This is a genomic window from Wolbachia endosymbiont (group A) of Melitta haemorrhoidalis, assembly GCF_964273365.1.
GTDB classification, from domain to species: domain Bacteria; phylum Pseudomonadota; class Alphaproteobacteria; order Rickettsiales; family Anaplasmataceae; genus Wolbachia; species Wolbachia pipientis.
The window spans coordinates 1-21,661 of record NZ_OZ187004.1; the positions used below are offsets into that span (position 1 = coordinate 1).

Genomic DNA, 21,661 nt, shown 5'->3' on the forward strand with positions numbered 1-21,661 from the left:
AGAAACAACACCAGAACCAACAGTTCTACCGCCTTCTCTTATCGCAAAACGCAATCCCTTATCCATTGCTATCGGTACTTGCAATTCTACTTCTACACTCACATTATCTCCTGGCATTACCATCTCCTTCCCATCTAGCAATTTTATGCTCCCAGTTACATCCGTTGTCCTTAAATAAAACTGTGGCTGGTAATTCGCAAAAAATGGTGTATGCCTTCCTCCTTCCTCTTTCTTTAATATATAAACCTCCGCCTTAAACTTTCTATGCGGTGTTATCGTCCCCGGTTTCGCTAATACTTGCCCTCTCTCCACTTCTTCTCTTTTTGTTCCTCTTAACAATATTCCTACATTGAGTCCTGCACTTCCCTTATCCAGCAACTTCTTAAACATCTCAACACCTGTGCATATCGTCTTTTGCGTCGCTTTCAGACCTATTATCTCTATCTCTTCTCCCGTCTTTATCTCTCCCTTCTCTATTCTTCCTGTTACCACTGTTCCTCGCCCCGATATCGAAAATACATCTTCGATTGGCAATAAAAATGGTAAATCCACAGGCCTTGGTGGAACCGCTACATATTCATCTAACTTTTCCATCAATTTATCTATTGATTTCTTTCCATATTCGCTGCTGTCATCCTCCAGCGCCTTGAGCGCTGAACCAACCACCACAGGCACTTCATCCCCTGGAAATCCGTATTTACTCAGTAATTCCCTCACTTCCATTTCTACTAAATCTATCATATCAGCATCAGCAACATCAGCTTTATTTATATACACCACGATATATCCAACACCTACCTGCTTCGCCAGCAATATATGCTCTCTCGTTTGTGGCATTGGCCCATCAACCCCCGACACTACCAATATCGCCGCATCCATCTGTGCTGCACCTACTATCATGTTCTTTACATAGTCAGCGTGTCCAGGACAATCAACGTGTGCATAATGCCTTTTTTCCGTCTGATACTCAACATGCGCTGTTGCTATCGTTATCCCCCTCTTCCTTTCTTCTGGCGCTTTATCTATCTGATCGTACGCTACAAAATTTCCATAATGCTTCGTTATCGCCGCTGTTAACGTCGTCTTCCCATGATCCACATGTCCTATTGTTCCCACATTTACATGCGGCTTTCCAAATGCTTCCACTATTGCTGTCATAATTTAAACTTTTCTACCTAAAATACAAATACATCAATAAATAATATGTTGATTTTATAAAAATACAACAAAAAAAAGAGCGGATAGTGGGAATCGAACCCACGTCACTAGCTTGGAAGGCTAGAGCTCTACCATTGAGCTATACCCGCACAATGGAGGAGGTAGGATTCGAACCTACGTACGCTCACGCGGACAGATTTACAGTCTGTTACCTTTAACCACTCGGTCACTCCTCCGCAAAAATTTGTTAAGAGAATACTATTTTAGCATCTTAACTTAAGCTCTTATTGTATTTAATACTAAACGCCTAAAATTAAAAAATCAAGCAATAAAACCTACCCTGATTAAAATCATGCAGATTTCATTTTATATAACACAATATTGCCAATAAAACGCCTAAACAAATAATGCGAATCATGCGTACCTGGCGCTTCTTCTGGATGATATTGCACAGAAAAGACTAGGTAATCCTTCATCATTATTCCCTCTACACTATTATCAAATAGAGAAATGTGAGTAATTTCAACATTACTTGGAAGAGAAGCTGAATCAACAACAAAACCATGATTTTGGCTAGTGATCTCAACTTTTCCACTAATTACATCATAAACTGGATGGTTACTCCCTCGGTGACCTATATCCATCTTGATGGTCTTTGCCCCCAAAGTAATCGCAAGTAATTGATGGCCCATGCATATGCCAAAAATTGGTATTTTAGATTTTATAATAATGTCTATTTCTGAAACTACACTTTCTCCTATTTCTTGCGGATCACCAGGACCATTTGAAAGCACTATACCATCTGGATTCATACTCAACACTTTTTGAGCAAAACCTGTGCTTGGTCTGATTAATTCAACTGTACAACCAAGTTCTATTAAGCGTGAAACTATACTGATTTTTACGCCAAAATCAACGATTACAATCCTATATTTTGCATTAAGGTCAATAGCTCTATCTGATGTCATTCCAGTGCGTGACACTGGAATCCATATATTTTTTGCTGGATCCGAGTAGTCAGCTACTTGGATGACAAAGTGCTCCGCTAGTCTATTATTTTCAAAACTGTTATTTAAACTAACCTTATTAGTTATTTCTATCCCATTTACAGGTTTGTATTCCTTCAATTTGTCTAATGCATGCGCCTTACTCGATGAGCATATCATTCCATTTTGAGATCCATGTTCTCTCAAATGTCTCGTTAAAGCTCTAGTATCAACTCCTGATATCCCAATCACGTTATTTTTCTCTAACCAATCATTTAAACTGATATATGAAGAAGGGTGGGACATAGAAGAAAGTTCACGCATAACCACACCACTTGCAAAAATTTTCTTTCCTTCATTATCCTTATGGTTTATTCCAACGTTACCAATATGAGGAAAAGTGAACGTTATAATTTGATCGGCAAAAGAAGGATCAGTTATAGTATGCTGATAACCGGTCATACCAGTGGTAAAACAGACCTCACCTATGCATTTGCCTTTTTTACCTACTGATTTTCCCCAAAAGCACTTGCCATCTTGTAAAATTAAAACTGCGTCCTGCACTTCATTATCTATTTAACTGATTCAAAACAGTATACAAGAATTTCAAATAATACGTAACTCTTTCTAAAATTCCAAATTTAACCACGAAGCAGCAAAAAATAACATGAAAAACTTTTAATACAATCTTTCATATAAAATATATAGTTGACTACCTTCATATTTCGTATTAGATATAGGTAAATCATAAGTAAAGTGGAGGGTAATAATGAACACTGGTACAAATCAATCAAAAAAAATAAATGAGAAGTGGTTAGCTGGAGGAATTGGCGCGCTATTATTTGTAATGATGCTACCGTCGATTCTTCTTTTAGCAAAAATAGCTATAGGGTTAATTATGGTTTCAGTTGCAGCAATAGCGATAAAAGTTGCCTTAAAAACAATATCGAATGCTTTAGAGGATAAACAGGCAGATCAAAGCCAAGCGACGCAACAAACAACACAAAGTAAAATTATAAACCTGGCTATTGGATTAACATCTATATTCGTAGGAGGATTATCACTATTCATTATAGCACAAACTGGCTTAATTGCAGCATGTGCAGCTATAACTGCTTTAGCTCTACACGAATATGTTAAAAATCAAGAAATAGGAAAAGAGATAAATGATAAATTCGATAAGGTAGCTGACGATACAATCAATTTTATTGTTAGCAGTGTTGAAAAACTTATTCCAACAAAGCCGCCAGGCATAACAGCCTAAACTGTCTCCGTTCAGGGCATAAGTGTTACAAGTAGCATTATATAAAGCGATTAATGGCATCCTCCTGATAATAGAATAATTGTATCTGTTCAGGGGCATCGCAAATATTGAAGCAAAAGTGGTCAGTGCTTACTATACGAATATTGTGATTTGAATCCACTAGGGAGGATGTCATCCCAGTGCCCAGACACTGGGATCCAGGAATTTTGATTAGAGATTAAATTGGTGAGTATAAAAGTAGCTAATCCTACGTTAAAATACAACGTTTTTAATGGGACTGCGTAAAAGGGCTGGATTCCAGTGTCAAGCACTGGAATGACACCTTTGTGTTTGAGGCAAAACCTGCTATAACATTTCTTCGCAAACAAACGTTCGTACAGTTATGTATCAGCTACTTTCATGGCACCATTTGTTGTAAACTCACATTTCTCTATGATTATCTTTATTTGCCGCTTTCCCGAACGGATGCTCTACAGTTATTTCCTCATTAATAGAGCGAGGTGCACCGGAACCAGGTACAACGATATTCTCGTGCGATTGCATATCCTTCTTTTCCTCACATGGTGTTTGCTTAATGAAATGTGCTGCTAAAACTTCATGTAAAGCTTTACCTTTTATAAGCACAGCCTCGTTTTGCTTAGCTAACTCTAAAATTTTCTTTGGTTCAACATCTTTACCGTCAATAGTTGATTTTTTAATACTAACTTGACCTAAATTTATATTTAGAACAACAGTACAGTTAAGGTCTTTTCCAGATTCATCTTTTGCACCCCAACTAATTTCGATGTCACATATTGCAAATTTTGTAAAGGAGTAGTTCCTCTGTTGTTTCTCATTCTTCTCAATTGTTACTATTCTTTCACCATTGCTGTATATTTTTGCTCTTTTTACCTCGCTTTTCTCTTCTTCCATTCTTTTAGTTTTTTCAGTGAAAAGACGACTGGTTTCTAAACTTTGTTCAGGTTTAGTAATGTTGATATTAAGATGGTCATAATGATTAAGAAGACGGTTTGCATATGGACATGGCACATAACACCCATCAAAGAAAGCAATTGCACTACCAGTTTTTAGAAATTCTTGTCCATCGCTCATTCCTTCACCAATTCGAATAAGATATCTACCCAACCTCTTTTTAAAATTTTCTTTTAACTCCTCCTGATCTTTAGAAGTAAGCTTCTTATCCAATATACCCATTATTTCTTTTCGCTTACTCAATACCACATAATTGAAAAGGAAAATATCATCCTCTCGATAATAATTTGCTATCTTGTCAAATGGATCTGCCGGCCAACCGTTATTATAATTTACGAAATCAGAAGAATCTTCACACTTATTATCCTTAAAATCAAAATTCAATCTTTCAAAATCTGATAATACTTTTTCTGCCCTATCTTCAAAAGACCGAAGTCCATCTTGAAGTTCTTTTCCATAACTCATTCCTTTGTCAATTTGAAGAACATATTGACCATATTTCTTTCTAAACTCCTCCTGTTCTTCGAGGAGAGGAAGATTCCTATCTAATATATCGATTATTTCTTTCCGCTTATTCAATATTACATAGTTAAAAAGGGCACTCTCCCCCTTCTTTTCATAATCGTCTGCTATTTTGTCAAAACACTTATTATCCTTAAACTCCAATTCCTCAAAATCTGAGAGCACACTTTGTACCTGAGTCTCATCGAATTGAAGATTTGCTTGAGGAGATAGAAGAGTCAACTTTTCTTCACTTTCCTTGGTACTCGAATTTTTGTACAAACCATTAAATAGATTTATAATACTAGAAAACATTTCACACCTCTATTGTTATAAGTAAACTTGATTATATCTTAATGCTAAATGTTGTAAAGCTAAAATTAGAAACTAAAAAAGCTAACATAAGTTCTGCATTGTTTGCAGCTTTATCAGCCTATTAGGCAGAATTATTAAAGAATTAGTTGAATAGGTATTATGATTCAATTTAACTCCATCCACAAGTTCTCCGCTTGTTACTCCAGTTGCAATGAACACTGATTCACCTCTTGCCATATCTTTTACGGCGTAGACTTTTTCTGGGTCATCAATATTTAAATTTTTTGCTCTTTCTCTTAACTGATCCGTATCAAGTACTAATCTTCCCTCCATCTGTCCGTCGATAGAGCTTAGCGCTGCAGCCGCAAGCACTCCCTCTGGTGCTCCTCCTATACCGATATACATATCATGATTGCCATTTACTAGTGAAACTATGGCCGCAACATCACCATCATCTATTAGTTTAATTTTTGATCCTAATTTCCTGATTTTCTCTATTAATTCACCATGCCTTTCACGTTTAAGTACAGTTACCACGAGATCATTCACTTTGCATTTTTTTGCCTTGGCTAAATTGTCTAGATTCTTTTCAATGCTATTTTTTAGTGAGACTACACCCTCTGGAAGATTTTTTCCCACTGCTATTTTTTCCATATAAACATCAGGTGCGTGTAAAAAATTACCTTTTTTCGTTGCAGCAAGAACAGACATTGCCCCTGATTTGTAATGAGCACAAATCGTAGTGCCCTCAAGTGGGTCAACAGCGATGTCGATTTCAGGACCATTTCCAGTGCCAACCTGCTCGCCAATATATAGCATCGGCGCTTCATCTCTCTCACCTTCACCAATTACGATAGTACCATTTATTTCCATTGAATTTAATACTGTACGCATTGCATCAACTGCAACCTGATCAGCCTTTTTTTCATCGCCGAAGCCTGCTAGTTTATATGCAGCAAGCGCCGCAGCTTCGGTCACTTTAACTAATTTATAGGCTAAATCTTCCATCATTTGCTTTAAGAACTATATTCAATATGTATCATGATATATCATGCTGCTTGAAACTGCAATATGTCTTGACTGATTATTAGGGAGTTGATATAATATAAGCATTATAGTTGTGGCATATAGTGATGATGATGTTAGAAATTTCTATCTAGATATAGATAGAATTACAGGACGTGATAACACAGTTACTAGTTTGGAAGAACTAAAAAAGAGGTTAAGGAAAGAAGTTAATTTTCAAGATGAATGTGAAGGAGGCAATTCATTAGGGAACCTACTTCTAAAACATGCAACCGAAAATAACAACCCACGCGTTAAGGATTTTCTCCTCCAAAATGGGTGTGAACCCCTTCAACAAGAGCAAATAACCGCAGCAATAAACAAGGAAGAAGAGGCACCTAATGTGGAAGAGAATAGAGCAGACAGTAATGAAGTAGATTCTAGTAACTTCATAAACCCTGGTATGACTGCTGAAGTACTTTACGAGCAACTAATACAAGGGAAAGAAACAAATCTGGCAATTTTTGACTCGTTTGCAAATGCTGTAAGAGAGTCCAATATTACCGGCGATCGTGGCATATTTCTAGATGTTGTAAAATTGTTTACAGATTTAGATGCTGTAATCCATCTTACAGATACTGCTTCCAGAACTATATTGGGCATAGCTACAATAACAAAACAAGCTGACGTTGTTAAGGTACTTTTGGATAGTGGCAAATTTTATGAAGAAGAAAAATTTAACGCTCTATGTCTTGCTATTACTCAGGATAATGCCCAAGAAGCTGAGCTAATTTTAGGTTACGTGAGTCCTGCAAACAGGAAAGAGGCTTTACAAGTGGCCATACAGGTAGGTAAAACTGAAATTGTTAATGCGTTCTTGAATAGAGGTAAGCTTAATGAAGAAAATAGAGCAGAACCCAGCAGCAGTAATGGAAACATTGGTAGTAGACCTGTAGCAACAGTGCCTCCAGTTAGTACTAATGGTGATAATCGCAATCACGACAATGAAATACCTGTAGTAACAGAGACTAACCAAACTACCACGCCAAATAGTGATAATGTTAATGGCCAATCAAATCATAATAACAAAAATAAAACGCCTGTAATACCAGAGGCTAAGCAAACTGCCAAACCAAATAATGATAATAAAGCTAACGGCTTTGTAGATGCTCAATTTTCTGTGCCAAATGAAAAAGAAGCTAAATATAAAAAAAGCAAGGAAAATTTTTACACCTCATTAACAAAAGATGTTGTTGGAGTTGTTATTACAGGATTATTCATTACTGCTGCTGTGATGGTTCCATTTGTAACTGGTGCAGTGATTTGTGGTGTTATAGCTGCTTTGGTTGCAATAGCTACCGGGTTGCATGTAAAAAATTCTACATTACCAAGTTATAGGGAGATGAGAGAGAATGAAGTTGAACGTGTAACAGGATGTCATCCCAGTGCCCAGACACTGGGATCCAGAAGGTCATAATAAAAACTAGATTCCAGCGTCACGCGCTGGAATGACACCCTCTGGTGGGCTCAAACCATATGAGTAGCCAACACTGCCACTATACTTACCTAGCAAATTTAGATCTAACACTAAACTGTGCTGCCACTAACTTTGCAATCGGTACTCTATAGGGTGAGCATGAAACATAATCTACCCCTGATTCGATGAGAAACTCTATAGATTTTGGATCTGCTCCATGCTCTCCACATATACCCAGTTTTATTTCTTTTCGGGTTTTTTTGCCTCTTTCAATGGCTATCTTGATTAACTCCCCTACCCCTTCGATGTCCAGCACTTCAAATGGGTCGTTTTCGAATATGTTGCTTTCCTTATAAGAATCAAGGAAATTAACTGAATCATCTCTTGAAAGTCCCATGGTTGTTTGCGTTAAATCATTAGTGCCAAAACTAAAAAACTCTGCATGTTTTGCTAATTTATCAGCAATCAGTGCTGCTCTTGGTAGTTCTATCATCGTTCCAATTGAATAAGCCTTGTCTGATGTCATTCCAGCGCGTGACGCTGGAATCTGCGTCTGGATCCCAGCTGAGATAACAGAGGATTCTTTCTTTGCTAGCTCGCATATCAGAATAAATTCTTTCTCGCTCATGATAAAAGGAATCATGATTTCAGGCTCCACTTCTATCTTCTTTTCTTTCTTTAATTCACTTGCAGCACTAAGTATTGCCCTAATCTGCATGCTATATATTTCAGGATGAGAAATAGCAAGTCTACAACCTCGATGGCCAAGCATTGGGTTCTTTTCTGATAACTGTGCTATTTTATTTTTTACTGACTCAACTGACTTACTAAGTGATTTGGCAATTTTTTCTATAGTAGACTGATCATTGGGTAAAAATTCATGCAAAGGTGGATCAAGCAACCGTATAGTGACTTCCCTGCCCTCCATAATAGAAAATATTTCTTTGAAATCAGACTTTTGCATTTCTTCTAGTTTAATGAGCGCATTTGCCCTTTCATTTTCATCGTCAGCTATTATCAACTTTTGAATGAATTCGATTCTATCACTAGCGAAAAACATATGTTCTGTGCGACATAAGCCTATACCTTCTGCACCGAATTCTTTTGCAATTTTTGCGTCTTTTGGAGTATCAGCGTTCGCTCTCACTTTGACCGTTTTGATTTCATCTATCCAGTTGATTACCGTTTTGAATTCTTGCGATAATTCAGGTGAAATTGTAGGGAGAATGCCAAGCATAACCTCCCCTGTTCCTCCGTTGATGGTAATTGGTTCACCTTTATTTACTTTTGTATCCCCTACAGAAAAGAAAGTTCCATCTTTATCGATATAAAGTCCACTCACACTGCAAATGCATGGCTTACCCATTCCACGGGTTACAACAGCAGCATGCGAGGTCATCCCTCCCCGTGCTGTTACTATGCCACTTGCAGCATTCATTCCATTAATATCTTCAGGACTCGTTTCTGACCTTACTAAAATCACTTTTTTGCCCTGCTCTGCAGCTTTTTCAGCATCACTTGCACTAAACACTACATATCCAGAAGCAACCCCTGGAGAAGCCGGCAGCCCCTTCCCTATTACTTTTTGGTCACTCTTAACGTCAAGAACTGGATGCAATAAATTGTCAAAGGTTTTTGGATCAATTCTCAATATTCCTTCTTCTTTTGTAATCGTTCCTTTGTTTACCATATCAACTATTATGCGAATAGCAGCTTCAGCCGTGCGCTTGCCAGACCTAGTCTGCAAAATCCATAACTTACCGTCCTGCACAGTAAATTCGATATCCTGCATGTCTTTATAATGCCTTTCAAGTTTTTCACATACCACGCATAATTCTCGGTAGACACTTGGCAGCAACTTCTCCATGGTGTTTTTTTGCTCTCCGTCAATTGGCATAGGAGTATAAACACCAGAAACCACATCCTCACCCTGAGCATTAACCAAAAACTCACCAAAAAGCTTTTTTTCTCCAGTTGAAGGATTTCGTGTAAATATCACACCAGTTGCAGAATTATCATTTAAATTACCAAAAACCATTGCTTGCACGTTGACCGCTGTTCCAAGGTTTTCAGGAATATTATGTATTTTTCTATAGGAAACAGCCCTATCATTTTTCCAAGAAGCAAATACTGCATTCACTGAGCTGAGCAATTGCTCTTCAACGTTCTGCGGAAAATGTTTTCCTGTTTTTTCATGTACTATCCTTTTGAAATTGTTAACAATTTCTTTTAAAACATCAACATCAAGATCAGCTAAGCTTTTTGCTCCACTCTTTTGCTGCTTATTATCAACAACATCTTGAAATAGGTGATGATCAAGCTGTAGTACAACATTGGAGTACATCATGATGAAACGGCAGTAGCTATCGTAAGCAAAACGTTCGCCACTTTTTTTTGCAAGCCCAACAACGGTTTCATCATTTAGACCAACATTTAAAATAGTATCAAGCATGCCCGGCATTGAACTAACACTACCAGAGCGTATGGAAACTAATAAGGGATTATTTAAATCCCCAAATTTACAACCGATGTCATTTTCGAGCATCGCCATGTAGTTTTTGATTCCACTACATATGTCATTCCAGTGCGTGACCACATTTTTTTCTGGATCCGAGTAGTCAGCTACTTGGATAACAGAAGATCTATTGTCTTGATAATAGACTTTGCAAGCAGAGGTGGAAATTGTGAAACCAGGTGGAACAGGAATGCCAACATTGCACATTTCTGCTAAATTTGCCCCCTTTCCTCCCAGCAGATTTTTCATTTCTGCATTGCCTTCGCATTTACCCTGGCTAAAGTAATGTATTAACTTTTCCCCCATCATTTTCTCCGGATTTTCACTGATAAACACATTGTACATATAGCTCCAATAAACCTGTGAGAACTTGAAACCTTAGGATAATAAATTTTACAAAATTTTGCAACAACGTTCCTTACAACAACATCAGTAAAGTTAACAAAAAAGACGACAAATTATTGAATTATTATTAATAAGAATATATAATATAAAGATACATTTAAAAATTTTTTTATGGCTCTTTCTAAATTTCTCGACCCCAAGAATGATGTTGCGTTCCGGCGTATTTTTGGTACTGAAAAAAATAAAGACATCCTCATTCACTTTCTCAATGATATTTTGGGGTTCACTGGCAAAGATGAAATAAAAGAAATAGAATTCCTCAGCACTATTCAAGATGCTGAAATTGCCTCTAAAAAACAAAGTATCGTTGATGTTCTTTGCAGGGATGAAAATGGGGTGCAAGTAATAGTCGAAATGCAAGTTGCCAAAACTAAAGGCTTTGAAAAACGCGCTCAATATTACGCTGCTAAAGCTTATTCAAGGCAAGCTGATAAAGGTGATCAATATCAGGGTCTTAAAGAAATCATTTTTATAGCTATTGCTGATTGTATTCTCTTTCCTAATAAATCTGAGTATAAGTCAGATCATGTAATGTTAGACAAAGATAGCTATGAACATGATTTAAAAGATTTTTATTTTACATTTATTGAGTTACCAAAATTTCCTAAAACTAAAGAAGACCAATTGGAGAGTATAGTTGAAAAATGGATCTATTATTTTAAATATGCAGATGAAACTAGCGAAGAAGAATTGGAAAAGATAATAGGTAGTGATGTAATAATTAAAAAGGCATATGAAGAACTAAATAGATTCAACTGGTCAGAGAAAGAATTTATTGCCTACGAACAGGAAATAAAACGTATTCGTGATGAACGGGCTGTTCTTGAACAAAAACTTGATGATGCTAAAAAGGAAGGAAAAATTGAAGTTGCAAAAACAATGCTGGCTAATAATGTTGATGTCACCACTATTGTTAAGTTTACTGGCCTCTCCATGAGTGAGATCAAAGAATTGCAGAATTAAGTGGACCCGCAAACGGTTACACGAAATAATGCTGCAGCCTGACCAGGTGATAAGTACATTTAGCCTATTTATCTTTATACTTTCATGCCAATTTTATAAATCAAATTTATTTCTGTGAGTAGCTACAATTTAAAGACCTTGCTTCATCAATGTAATGGAACAAAACCTTTTTAGTAAGTTCAAAACCCTCTAAAGTCTCTCCTTCGCATCTTGCTGTAATGCAGTTTTGCGTATTTGATACCCTAAGAAGCCACCAACCTTTATTATCGGTTACCTTAACACCATCAAGATCTGAAAATACAATATTTTGCTGCTCCAGTGTTTTCTTTATTGACTCAATTATTTGAAACTTTTTCTCATCTTTCACTACAATCTTCACTTCATGAGTGATATATAACTTCGGTAAATCCTCAATCACCTGAGATAGGCTTTGGTTTTTCTTAAGCAAAATGTCAACTGCTTTAACAGCAGAATATAGCCCATCATCAAAACTTAGCTCAGAAAAGAAGAAGTGCCCGCTTAATTCACCAGCAAACTTTGCCTCTTCCTCTACCATCTTCTTCTTAACTAGTGAATGTCCAGTAGCACAGGTGATAACTTGCCCTCCTAACTTGCTAACAAAATCATGCACTTTCATACTCATTTTTACGTTAGCAATAACTTTGCTTTCTGGATATTCCTCCAACACTTCACGTGCAAAAATTATAAATAAATGGTCATTGGAAACAACGTTGCCTTTATTATCAATTAAGCGCACCCTATCGCTATCGCCATCTAGCGCAATGCCAAGATCACATCCATATTCCTTCACAATGTCAATTAATTGAGCAAGATTTTTTTCCTCTATGGGATCTGGATCATGCAGTGGAAATGCCCCATCTATAGAGTTATTGGTTACGATGTGCGTATGACCAGGCAAGATCTTTTCAATATACCTTATAATTCCACTTGCTGGACTATTTCCACAATCCCAGGCTATTTTTAATTTCTGTGTAGTATTATTCTTCACTGCACTTTTCAATATGCTAATGTACTCACTATATATATTTATGTTAATTAAGCTTCCAATTCTTGTGCTGTTTTTAATTGGACTGCTTATAATTTCCTTCATTTCTTGATCTGAGAAGACTTTTTTATTACTAAAAAATTTAAAGCCATTATATTCGCTGGGGTTATGAGAGGCAGTTATTATGATACCAAGATCCGCCTGTGTGATTTGTGTTGCAGCGTAAAGCATAGGTGAAGAGCATAGTCCAACGCGTATAACATTTGCACCGGATAAAGTTAAGCCCCTAATTAATTCTCTTTCTATACCTGGTGAATCTATTCTGCTGTCGTAGCCGACACAAACACTAGCTACGGTTTGGCCAAACTTTCTACCTATCTCGTACCCATCATTAATCTGCAAATCTTTGCCTACTATACCTCTAATATCGTATTTTCTTATAATGGTATTGTCCATACTGTACTTCTTGAAGTGACTACTATATAACATTTTGGCCAAATGCTCAAGTTTATTTATCCAACAATTAGTTGATTTTTTAAAGAAATCTGTTAATATTATAGTATATTTTTTAAAATGTAAAATTATGCCACAGGAAAACGAAAATGTATTTATAGCTGAAAGTCAAAGTTTAGATGTAGATGAACAAAAGAAAAATGATACTTTAAATGTCATTGAATCTTGCAACGATCTTCAGGATTTTATCAAAAGACTGGAGGAAGAAAATTTAATCTGGTACTTTATTGGTCCTTTACGCAAAGATGAGGACATTACAGGACAGATAAATTTAAAGTGGGAAAAGGAGTTCCAAAAATTTGAGCAATCAATAGACGCAATGCATAAAGAACTTAAGTCGTCTCTGCCTGGTCAAAATTTCTTAGTGTATCCAACAAAGGATAATGACTTCAAAATTAGATTTGAAAATGAAGAAAAACCAATAGAAATTAGCAATATTTTAAGGACCAGCAGTGAAGGTAAGGTTTATAATATATCTTTAGGGAAAGATAGTCAAATAACTGCAACCAAAAAAGGCAGCGAAAGGCACTATGATTTTACTGGTTCAAGCTCATGTGAAATGACCATTAATTGGCAGGCTAAGGATTCTGAAGGTAACAGCATAGACTGTAGCATGACCGTAAAATTGGATTCTGGTGGTATACAGAGTGTTATTGGTGAGCCAAAATTTGGAGGAATAACGAGTTCAGAAGAAGTATTAAAGTTAGTTGGACAAAATAAAGAAGTTTTTATCAACGGAAAAACTCTGTATCAAGCTTTTACTGGCATATCCAAGAGTGTAGACGATCAGCAAGTACCAGCAGAGGAAATATTTACAAAAGATCTACATATATCACCACAGTCACCTACACCAAGCAGCAGTGGGTATTCCTCTCCTAGCACACCTTCTTCACGTAGAAGTTCTATATCCACCAGCAGTGAATTTAGTGATGAAGATGAAATATTTGAGGATGATATGTCTGGTGATGAAGAAGAGTATGAGCAAGAAGGATTAAAAGATGAAGTTGAGGAATTAGAGGAAGAAAAAGAAACATTTGCTAAATATTTTGCAGTGCAGGCAAAGCAGCTTGAGGATCTAAGATTAGAACGTGACTCCTTGAGAGATAAAGTCAATGAACAACAGCGAGCGATATTTGAAAGAGGTCAAAGAATAAAGGAACAAGAGGAAGAACTACAGGATAAAAATGATGTAATAAAGAACTTAAATGATCAGTTGAAAGATAAGGAAGGTGAAACAAATGAGGCAAATAAAGAATTACAGAGAAAATTGAAGCAAAGTGAAGCTAATTTAACTGTACTAAAGGAAAAGAATGCAAATTTGGAGAATGACCTGAAGAAAATAGTGGAAGGTTTAAAGGATGATCATAAAAAGCAGTTGGCAGAACAGTTAATGGAAACAAAAAAGGAAAACAATACATTGGCTGAAACGGCGAGCCAATTGTCTAAAGAATTAAATGAATTACAGAGAGAAAAGGAAGATTTAGAGAGGGAAATTCGACAACTTGAACCTGGAAGATCACTTGCAGATGAGCTAAGCGAAGAAAATACGAAGAGGGAAATAGAAAAACTTCAATATCAACTTAAGGAAAAGGAAGGGATGTTAACGTGTACACAGGAAGAGCTGGCATCTGTCAAAGAGAGTCTAGAGCAACTGCAGAACATATTACAGCAGGAAAAAGGTCAGGTAGCTACATCAACTCAAACTGAAGTTGAATATGAAAGTAGAGGAACAAGCATGCAGCAGCAAGACCAAGGTATACAAGCTGTAAACAACAACTCAAGCAGAACAGCTAGTGGGTTAAGACAAGAAAACAAAAAATTGACTAGAGACAAACTAACTATATCTGAACAATTAAAACAAAAAATAAGAGAGATTGACGAGTTAAAGAAAAATTTAAAGCAATTACAAGAAGAAAATAAACAACTAAAACAAGAAGTTACCAAAAATGCAGGAGTTGATGCATCATCTTCAACAGGTCAAAAAGAAGCTAAAGAAGCAGAAGTTATACCGCAAAACATTATGGATTGGCCTGTTCCAATTCCAGATGATAAACCGGAAGAGCAGAAAACTCCATTAGAGCCAATCAAGGTAAATACAGAATTATCAGATCCAAAATCAATCCCTGCTGAGGGTCCGGAAAAATCTCCTCCTCTTTCAAAATGATGAGTTTTGCTTCTATAGCTGACCCAAGCAACACGTCATCCCGCGATTTATTCGCGTTATCTCAGCCGCTAACACGTAGCGGGATACTTAACCGTCATACCGTGATTTATTCACAGTATCTCTTAGCCACTAACAAGCAGCGGGATGACAGCAATCCTACGTCATGCCGCCGCGGTACCTCTAGATCCCGCTAACTAGTAGCGGAATGACGAATTTTTGTTTTTCAAATTATAGCTAAACATACTGTAATTGCTATTGAATGATGGAGAGACATACTCCATTATTTTAGCACGAAGTAACAAATTCAATGAATTGGTTCTTCAAAAATAATTTAAACTTTTACAGTAGGTCATGAAATATTATAGCGATCTCATTAAAAGAAACTTTTATAAGTATCGTTGATGAGAAAGGAAAAGTTGTTAAGGAAGAAGTTGTTGCAAGCGAAAGTAAGGCAATAGCAGATTAGCCAAGGCAAAAAATACGAACCCATAGGAATAGAAAGTGGATAGTTGTCAATATCAATGTGCAAAGAGTTAAGGAGTTTTGGATTACCAGTAATTTGTGTAGATGCAAGGCATATGGCAGCAGCGTTGTCTGCAAGAATCAATAAGAATGATAAAAACGATGCGAGGGGTATAGCGCAGATGATGAGAAGTGTTAGTAAAATCAGTTGTCAAATTAAAATAGCGCTTGGAAGCAGAAGACAGCTAATGTGTAGCAAACAGCAGGTTATTGGAACAATAAGAGGGTTGTTGAAGATACATGGTCGGTAAAGGATCAAAATTTGAAACTTTCGCTTTAAGAATACAAGAGGCAATAAATAATTTGGATGAAATCAGTAGGAGTTCAATTGAAGCGTTAGTTTGTAGTTTGGAAGCAATAGAAAAGTCATTAAGAAAGCTTGACAAAATGCTTTCAGAACAAGGTGAAAAAGACGATGATTGTAAATTGTTAACTACTGTTCCAGGAGTGGGGATTATAGTAGCAATGACGTATAAAGCTGCAATTGATAACCCACATAGGTTTGAGAAATCTGATACAGTTGGAGCATATATAGGGTTGACACCAAGGCAATATTCTTCTGGAGAAGTTGATCGGCATGGCAGCATATCAAAGATGGGACCAGCGGAATGTAGAAGTATGTTATATGAAGCTGCACAAACAATGCTTACAGTTACCAAGAGGACATTTAAATTAAAAAACTGGGGTTGCGAAGAAAAAAGGAATGAAAAAAGCAATTGTAGCAGTAGCAAGAAAATTAGCTGTAATTATGCATAGGATGTTGGTTGATAAAACAGAATTTTATTATCAATAAACATCAAAAGAGCATAGGACAATAATTTTATTGAAAATAAAAGTGTATTAAATAAGACTTGACCTGACACTTTAAAAAAGTAAGTTAAAAATAATAAAAATAAAGGAGTGTTAGATATGAGTACAATACAGACAAAAATATTAAAACCAAAGCTAGGATTATTAGAACTAGCAAAACAACTAGGAAATGTGTCTCAAGCATGCAAAGTGATGGGATACTCAAGAGATACATTTTATCGCTTTAAGGAGTTATATGAAAATGGAGGAGAGGAAGCATTACATGAAATAAGTAAGAAAAAACCGCTATTAGCAAACAGAGTTTCCGACGATATAGAAAGAGCAGTGATTAGTATAGCAACAGAATTTCCAGCATATGGGCAAGAAAGAGCTGCAAATGAACTGAGAAAAAGAGGTATAATAATTTCTCAGGGAGGAGTAAGGTCTGTATGGCTAAGAAATGACCTTGAAACTCTCAAAAAGAGACTTAAAGCACTAGAGACAAAAGTAGCTCAAGACGGAATCATTTTAACTGAAGAACAACTTGCAGCTTTAGAAAAAGTGAAAGAACAAAGGGAAGCTCATGGTGAAATTGAGACGCAACATCCAGGTTATTTGGGTTCTCAAGATACCTATTATGTGGGCAATATCAAAGGTATAGGGCGCATTTATCAGCAAACTTTTGTTGATACTTATTCCAGAGTTGCAATGGTTAAACTTTACACGGACAGAACAGCTATTACAGCTGCAGATCTTCTCAACGATAGAGTTATTCCATTTTTTGATGAGCAGAAAATTCCATTATTACGCATTTTAACTGATAGGGGTACGGAGTATTGTGGCAAGCCCGAAAATCACGCTTATCAGCTTTATTTGGGCATAGAAAACATCGATCATTCTAGAACTAAAGCCAACTCTCCACAGACTAATGGCATATGTGAAAGGTTTCATAGAACCATGCAAGATGAGTGTTACAATATCATCTTTAGAAAGAAAATCTACAGTTCTTTGGAAGATCTACAGATTGATGTTGATCATTGGTTGCGTTCTTATAATGAGACAAGACCTCACTCGGGTAAATATTGCTATGGCAAAACGCCTATGCAAACTTTTCTTGATAGCAAATATATTGCTTTTCAGAAAAATATTAGTAGCATTACACAAGAGCCTGATATTAGTTTTGACTACCTCAATTCTTCTGTCAGTTAATTCTTGTCTGTCAGATCAAATCTTGTCTTTTACAGAATTGAGAGCTTTTAATAACTCTCTAACTCCCACTTAGGTCTTGGTGCAAAATTGAGAGAATCTATATAGCTTTTCTGTAACATTTCAATTCCTGCCCATCCAACCATTATTGCATTATCTGTACATAGGTTGTTGGGAGGAAAAAATATGTTTAAGTTTATGTGTTGCTTTAATTTTTCTCTCAAGAAATTATTTGCTGCAACTCCGCCGGTAATCACAAAGTCATTGATTTTGATATTTAAAGATTCGGCTATAATAATCGCATTACTAACCCTGTCCAGCAGTATGTCACTAATACACTCTTGAAACGAAGCACATACATCACACACATCTTGCTCGCTCATTTTCAGTTCTTGCACTAAGTTTTTTACTGCTGTTTTAATTCCAGAAAACGAAAAGTTACATCCAGAACGTTTTATCATTGCCCTTGGCAGTTTGAATCTTGTGCCATTGCCTTTTTTAGCCAACTTTTCAATTAATGGGCCTCCTGGGTAGCTTAAACCCAGCATCTTAGCAACTTTATCGAACGCTTCACCCAGCGAGTCATCAAGCGTTTCTCCAAGTTTAACGTATTTGCCTACATCCTGTGCAATTAAAAATTGACAGTGACCACCTGATATTAATAGGACTAAAAATGGAAATTTTACCTCATGCAGTAACCTAATAACCAATGCATGCGCTTCTAAGTGATTCACTGCAATGAACGGTTTTTGTGCTACATGCGCAATTGCTTTAGCCATCATTGTACCAACTATTAATCCACCTATGAGTCCTGGTCCTGATGTTGCTGCAATTGCATTGAGGTCACAAAAGTTAAGGTTAGATTTTTTTACAGCGCTTTTTATCAGGCCACTTAAATGTTCCATATGAGCACGTGAAGCTATCTCAGGAATCACCCCACCGCGTTTTTTGTGTTCTACTTGAGAAAGAATCTTGTGAGCAAGGACTTGCTTGTCACTATTTACAATCGCTACTGCAGTTTCGTCGCAGCTTGTTTCAACAGCTAAAATGGTTTTCATGTATATTTAGTTACTGTATTACCAAAACTATACTTTGAAACGCTGTAGAAGTTAACTGCAAAGTTAACTTCTATAGCTAAAAGATTTACCGACAACCGTCATTCCGCTACGTGTTAGCTGATGAGATACCGCGCACAACTGTACGAACATTCATTCTTAAAGGTAAACTGCACAGCAAATGGTGTCATTCCAGTGCTTGACACTGGAATCCAGCCTTGCCGTAATCTCATCAAGAACGTTGTGTTTTAACATAAGATCAGCCACTTTTATGCTCACCAACTTAGTGCCCAATCCAAATTCCTGGATTCCAGTGTCAAGCACTGGAATGACACCATCTACTACTCAAATTACCTGCAAATTGCAATGTTCGTACACCAAAAGAATGAATCGCGGTATGACGGTTCGCGGCGGCATGACGTAGGAAAACCTGCACTATAAGCTAATCATCATCTCCAAATATAGAGCTAATTTTTTTGCCCCCAGGAGAAAATTTATTAGTCCAACTGCTTTGCACTTTGGTTACATCTTTAAAGACAGTTTTATTGCTGTATTCCTTGATTTCTTTATCTACTCTCTCCATTATTTGTGGATCCAGGTAGCTCTTTTTCCATTGGTCAGTAGCAAGGAACACTTTGTTTAAGTCTTGAGTGCGGATTAAGTATTCTTTATCTTTAGGGTAAACCTCCTGCGCCCAAGCAAATAGCTCAAAATAGCGTGCAAATAATTCAGATGCGCGTGATTTTGCAGTTTGATAAGCCTGTATCTCCTTAAATATAACTTGGCCGATAATTTTCTGCACAAGAATATTTGCTTGCTTTAGGTTCTGCTCAATATCCTGGTAAACTTTATGGAGAAATTCCTGTTCCAAACTTAAGTTCAGTTCATTTTCAACCATGTGTGAAAGTTCATGCACTATAATGTATGGGTTTGACTTCCTCAGTACAATAACATATCTATTTACACTGGAAGACCTGATTGTCTTACACACTCCCTCTTCCATATCCACTAATCCCTCTTGGTATATTTCAAATGAGAGCCTGTTTTGCTTTATTAGTGATAAAGTGAGGTTTAATGTGTTTCTAAACTTCTCAAATTGATAGAGATATTCGACATACCGTATTGCATTTTCACTGCTTCCTACTTGAGTTGCTTGTTTTATTAAATTCCTGATTAGCATACCTTATTATTAAAGGAATTCTTTTTATACTCAAGAATTGATTGGCTACAAAGTGTTTTTAGGAAGCCTGATTGCATAGCTAAAGTAATTCATGTTTACTGATAACCGTCATACCGCTGCTTGTCAGCGGGATCTATGGTGAGATACCGCGAATGAATCCATAGCTGTACGAACATTCATTTTTGAAGGTAAATTGCACAGCAAATGGTGTCATTCCAGTGCTCTTTTTTTGTCATCCCAGTCTGGGATCTATTTTGCATGTAACTCCAATTGTGTTTTGGCATAAAACGCGACACGTATTAGACTTATTTGCAAGCAAAGCTTGCTAGATCCAAGTAGTCAGGACACTGGAATGACACCATAGGGGCACTGCCGTCATAAAGGAACCAGTGTCAGCTACTTGGATGACAGCTAGCCTAACAACCGTCATCCCGCTGCTTGTTAGCGGGATCTAGAGATACCGCGGGGTTGTAAAGTAATTTTTTACATCTAATGCTCGGCCAGTGCCTGCATGATACCACGTATTATCTATACCAAGGTGTTCTGCTTGTAGATATTATACCAACAATCCACTATTTTTTTTATGTCTTGTGGTTTAGTTTCTGGACCTATACTGATTCTAATTGAACACTCTGCTTGCTCTTTTGTTGCCCCCATTGCAAGCAAAACATGGGAAGGCTCAACTTTTCCAGAAGAACATGCGGAGCCATTACTAACTGCAATATGATTCAAGTCAAAATGCATAAGCTGCACATCACTCTTTACTCCTGGCATATAAATAAAACTTGTGTTTGGCAGCCTCTTAGAGTTTTTACCGAAGATTCTTATGTCACTGGCAAGATTTAATAATTCACACTCTAATTGATCACGTAGCTCCTTTACTTCATCCATTTTTGATAGAAGGTCTGGAATATTTTGCAGTGCAGCAGAAAGGCCTGCAATCGCAACAATATTTTCCGTACCACCACGAAATCCCTTCTCTTGTCCACCACCTATTATAATAGGTTCTATCGCAAGTTCTTTATTGAATATTAAAACTCCACTGCCTGCTACACCGCCAAATTTATGGGCGGATAAAGTGAGTAAATCCACTCCTAAATCTTCCATATTAACTTTAATTTTCCCAACACTTTGAGCAGTGTCAGTGTGGCAAATTGCTCCAAACTTGTGTACTATTTTAGCCATTTCCTCAATAGGTTGAATAACTCCGGTTTCGTTATTTGCCATCATAACTGAAACTATTGCTTTGTTTCCTTTAAGTTCGCTTAGAATTTTTTCTAGCTCTAAAAAGTCAACAATGCCCTCCTGATTAACAGGTATTATATATGGATTACATGCAGAATTAAGAATTGAAGGATGCTCTATAGCTGAAATTATATGCAGGTAGCCTTTCATTCCTCTCATAACAAGGTTATTCGCTTCAGTTGCACCAGACGTAAAAACTATTTCTTTATCACTTGAAACGCTAATAGCACCACGTACGTTATCTCTTGCATCCTGAAGAATCTTCCTTGCTTCTTGTCCTCTCTTATGTAGTGATGATGGATTGAGCGTTTGTTTTGACAAGACCTCAAATATACTTTTTTTTACATTTTCACTAATTGGAGCAGTTGCATTGTAATCAGCATATACGCAACCACTATTTTCTAAAGAGAATGGACTCAT

17 protein-coding genes and 2 tRNA genes are annotated in these 21,661 nt (G+C 36.8%); 7 read left to right on the forward strand and 12 right to left on the reverse strand.

The annotated features are described in order from the left end of the window. From tuf to carA, 4 genes are all read right to left on the reverse strand, one after another. Positions 1–1,158, reverse strand: a 1,158-nt coding sequence (tuf, locus tag ACICPZ_RS00005) for an elongation factor Tu (protein ID WP_395462122.1), incomplete at its 3' end; no start/stop codon positions are given. Positions 1,159–1,236: 78 nt separating this feature from the next. Continuing rightward, positions 1,237–1,307: transfer RNA gene (locus ACICPZ_RS00010), tRNA-Gly, on the reverse strand. Positions 1,308–1,311: 4 nt separating this feature from the next. Then, positions 1,312–1,394, reverse strand: a tRNA-Tyr gene (locus tag ACICPZ_RS00015). Positions 1,395–1,508: 114 nt separating this feature from the next. Further along, on the reverse strand, positions 1,509–2,708 hold the full coding sequence (carA, locus tag ACICPZ_RS00020) for a glutamine-hydrolyzing carbamoyl-phosphate synthase small subunit (RefSeq protein WP_264373989.1): 1,200 nt from the start codon (positions 2,706–2,708) through the stop codon (positions 1,509–1,511). 205 nt (positions 2,709–2,913) lie between these two features. Between carA and ACICPZ_RS00025 the strand changes: the two genes are divergently transcribed. Further along, positions 2,914–3,408: a hypothetical protein gene (locus ACICPZ_RS00025; protein ID WP_010962761.1), complete on the forward strand. Its 495-nt coding sequence runs from the start codon at positions 2,914–2,916 to the stop codon at positions 3,406–3,408. A 420-nt stretch (positions 3,409–3,828) separates the two neighbouring features. Here the strand turns inward: ACICPZ_RS00025 and ACICPZ_RS00030 are convergent, their stop codons facing one another. Together ACICPZ_RS00030 and glpX are read right to left on the reverse strand one after the other, a co-directional pair. Further along, entirely contained in the window at positions 3,829–5,196 is a 1,368-nt protein-coding gene (locus ACICPZ_RS00030; protein WP_264373990.1) for a hypothetical protein, read from the reverse strand. Positions 5,197–5,277: 81 nt separating this feature from the next. Further along, positions 5,278–6,204, reverse strand: a complete 927-nt coding sequence (gene glpX, locus ACICPZ_RS00035) for a class II fructose-bisphosphatase (protein ID WP_264374058.1) — start codon at positions 6,202–6,204, stop codon at positions 5,278–5,280. A 112-nt stretch (positions 6,205–6,316) separates the two neighbouring features. Between glpX and ACICPZ_RS00040 the strand changes: the two genes are divergently transcribed. Further along, positions 6,317–7,678: an ankyrin repeat domain-containing protein gene (locus tag ACICPZ_RS00040; RefSeq protein WP_264373991.1), complete on the forward strand. Its 1,362-nt coding sequence runs from the start codon at positions 6,317–6,319 to the stop codon at positions 7,676–7,678. Positions 7,679–7,763: 85 nt separating this feature from the next. Here ACICPZ_RS00040 and ppdK read toward each other — a convergent pair whose 3' ends face one another. Further along, positions 7,764–10,499, reverse strand: coding sequence for a pyruvate, phosphate dikinase (gene ppdK / locus ACICPZ_RS00045; protein ID WP_395462161.1), 2,736 nt, complete (start codon positions 10,497–10,499; stop codon positions 7,764–7,766). A 210-nt stretch (positions 10,500–10,709) separates the two neighbouring features. Here ppdK and ACICPZ_RS00050 point away from each other — a divergent pair, with 210 nt between their 5' ends. Beyond that, positions 10,710–11,561: an Rpn family recombination-promoting nuclease/putative transposase gene (locus ACICPZ_RS00050; RefSeq protein ID WP_015589151.1), complete on the forward strand. Its 852-nt coding sequence runs from the start codon at positions 10,710–10,712 to the stop codon at positions 11,559–11,561. A 106-nt stretch (positions 11,562–11,667) separates the two neighbouring features. On the opposite strand, the gene ACICPZ_RS00055 is transcribed toward ACICPZ_RS00050, so the two are convergent. Further along, positions 11,668–13,023: a phosphomannomutase/phosphoglucomutase gene (locus ACICPZ_RS00055; RefSeq protein ID WP_227738550.1), complete on the reverse strand. Its 1,356-nt coding sequence runs from the start codon at positions 13,021–13,023 to the stop codon at positions 11,668–11,670. 127 nt (positions 13,024–13,150) lie between these two features. Here ACICPZ_RS00055 and ACICPZ_RS00060 point away from each other — a divergent pair, with 127 nt between their 5' ends. The 4 genes from ACICPZ_RS00060 (at position 13,151) to ACICPZ_RS00075 (ending at position 17,764) form a co-directional block, all read left to right on the forward strand. Beyond that, entirely contained in the window at positions 13,151–15,244 is a 2,094-nt protein-coding gene (locus tag ACICPZ_RS00060) for a hypothetical protein (protein ID WP_264711391.1), read from the forward strand. 521 nt (positions 15,245–15,765) lie between these two features. Continuing rightward, a complete protein-coding gene (locus tag ACICPZ_RS00065) occupies positions 15,766–16,017 on the forward strand; it encodes a hypothetical protein (RefSeq protein ID WP_010081945.1) in 252 nt (83 codons plus the stop codon). Continuing rightward, the gene (locus tag ACICPZ_RS00070) at positions 16,007–16,522 is read left to right on the forward strand and encodes an IS110 family transposase (RefSeq protein WP_010081946.1); all 516 of its coding nucleotides are present in this window, start codon (positions 16,007–16,009) and stop codon (positions 16,520–16,522) included. The genes ACICPZ_RS00065 and ACICPZ_RS00070 overlap by 11 nt, the downstream gene beginning before the upstream one ends. Before the next feature lie 153 nt (positions 16,523–16,675). After that, the gene (locus tag ACICPZ_RS00075) at positions 16,676–17,764 is read left to right on the forward strand and encodes an IS481-like element ISWpi2 family transposase (RefSeq protein WP_264373697.1); all 1,089 of its coding nucleotides are present in this window, start codon (positions 16,676–16,678) and stop codon (positions 17,762–17,764) included. A 47-nt stretch (positions 17,765–17,811) separates the two neighbouring features. Here ACICPZ_RS00075 and tsaD read toward each other — a convergent pair whose 3' ends face one another. The 4 genes from tsaD to ACICPZ_RS00095 form a co-directional block, all read right to left on the reverse strand. Next, a complete protein-coding gene (tsaD, locus tag ACICPZ_RS00080; RefSeq protein WP_209473117.1) occupies positions 17,812–18,819 on the reverse strand; it encodes a tRNA (adenosine(37)-N6)-threonylcarbamoyltransferase complex transferase subunit TsaD in 1,008 nt (335 codons plus the stop codon). A 156-nt stretch (positions 18,820–18,975) separates the two neighbouring features. Next, positions 18,976–19,140, reverse strand: a complete 165-nt coding sequence (locus tag ACICPZ_RS00085; protein ID WP_022626335.1) for a hypothetical protein — start codon at positions 19,138–19,140, stop codon at positions 18,976–18,978. A gap of 118 nt (positions 19,141–19,258) precedes the next feature. Continuing rightward, complete coding sequence (locus ACICPZ_RS00090; protein ID WP_209473121.1) at positions 19,259–19,996, reverse strand: hypothetical protein; 738 nt, start codon at positions 19,994–19,996, stop codon at positions 19,259–19,261. 528 nt (positions 19,997–20,524) lie between these two features. Then, positions 20,525–21,661, reverse strand: a complete 1,137-nt coding sequence (locus ACICPZ_RS00095; RefSeq protein ID WP_264373998.1) for a cysteine desulfurase family protein — start codon at positions 21,659–21,661, stop codon at positions 20,525–20,527.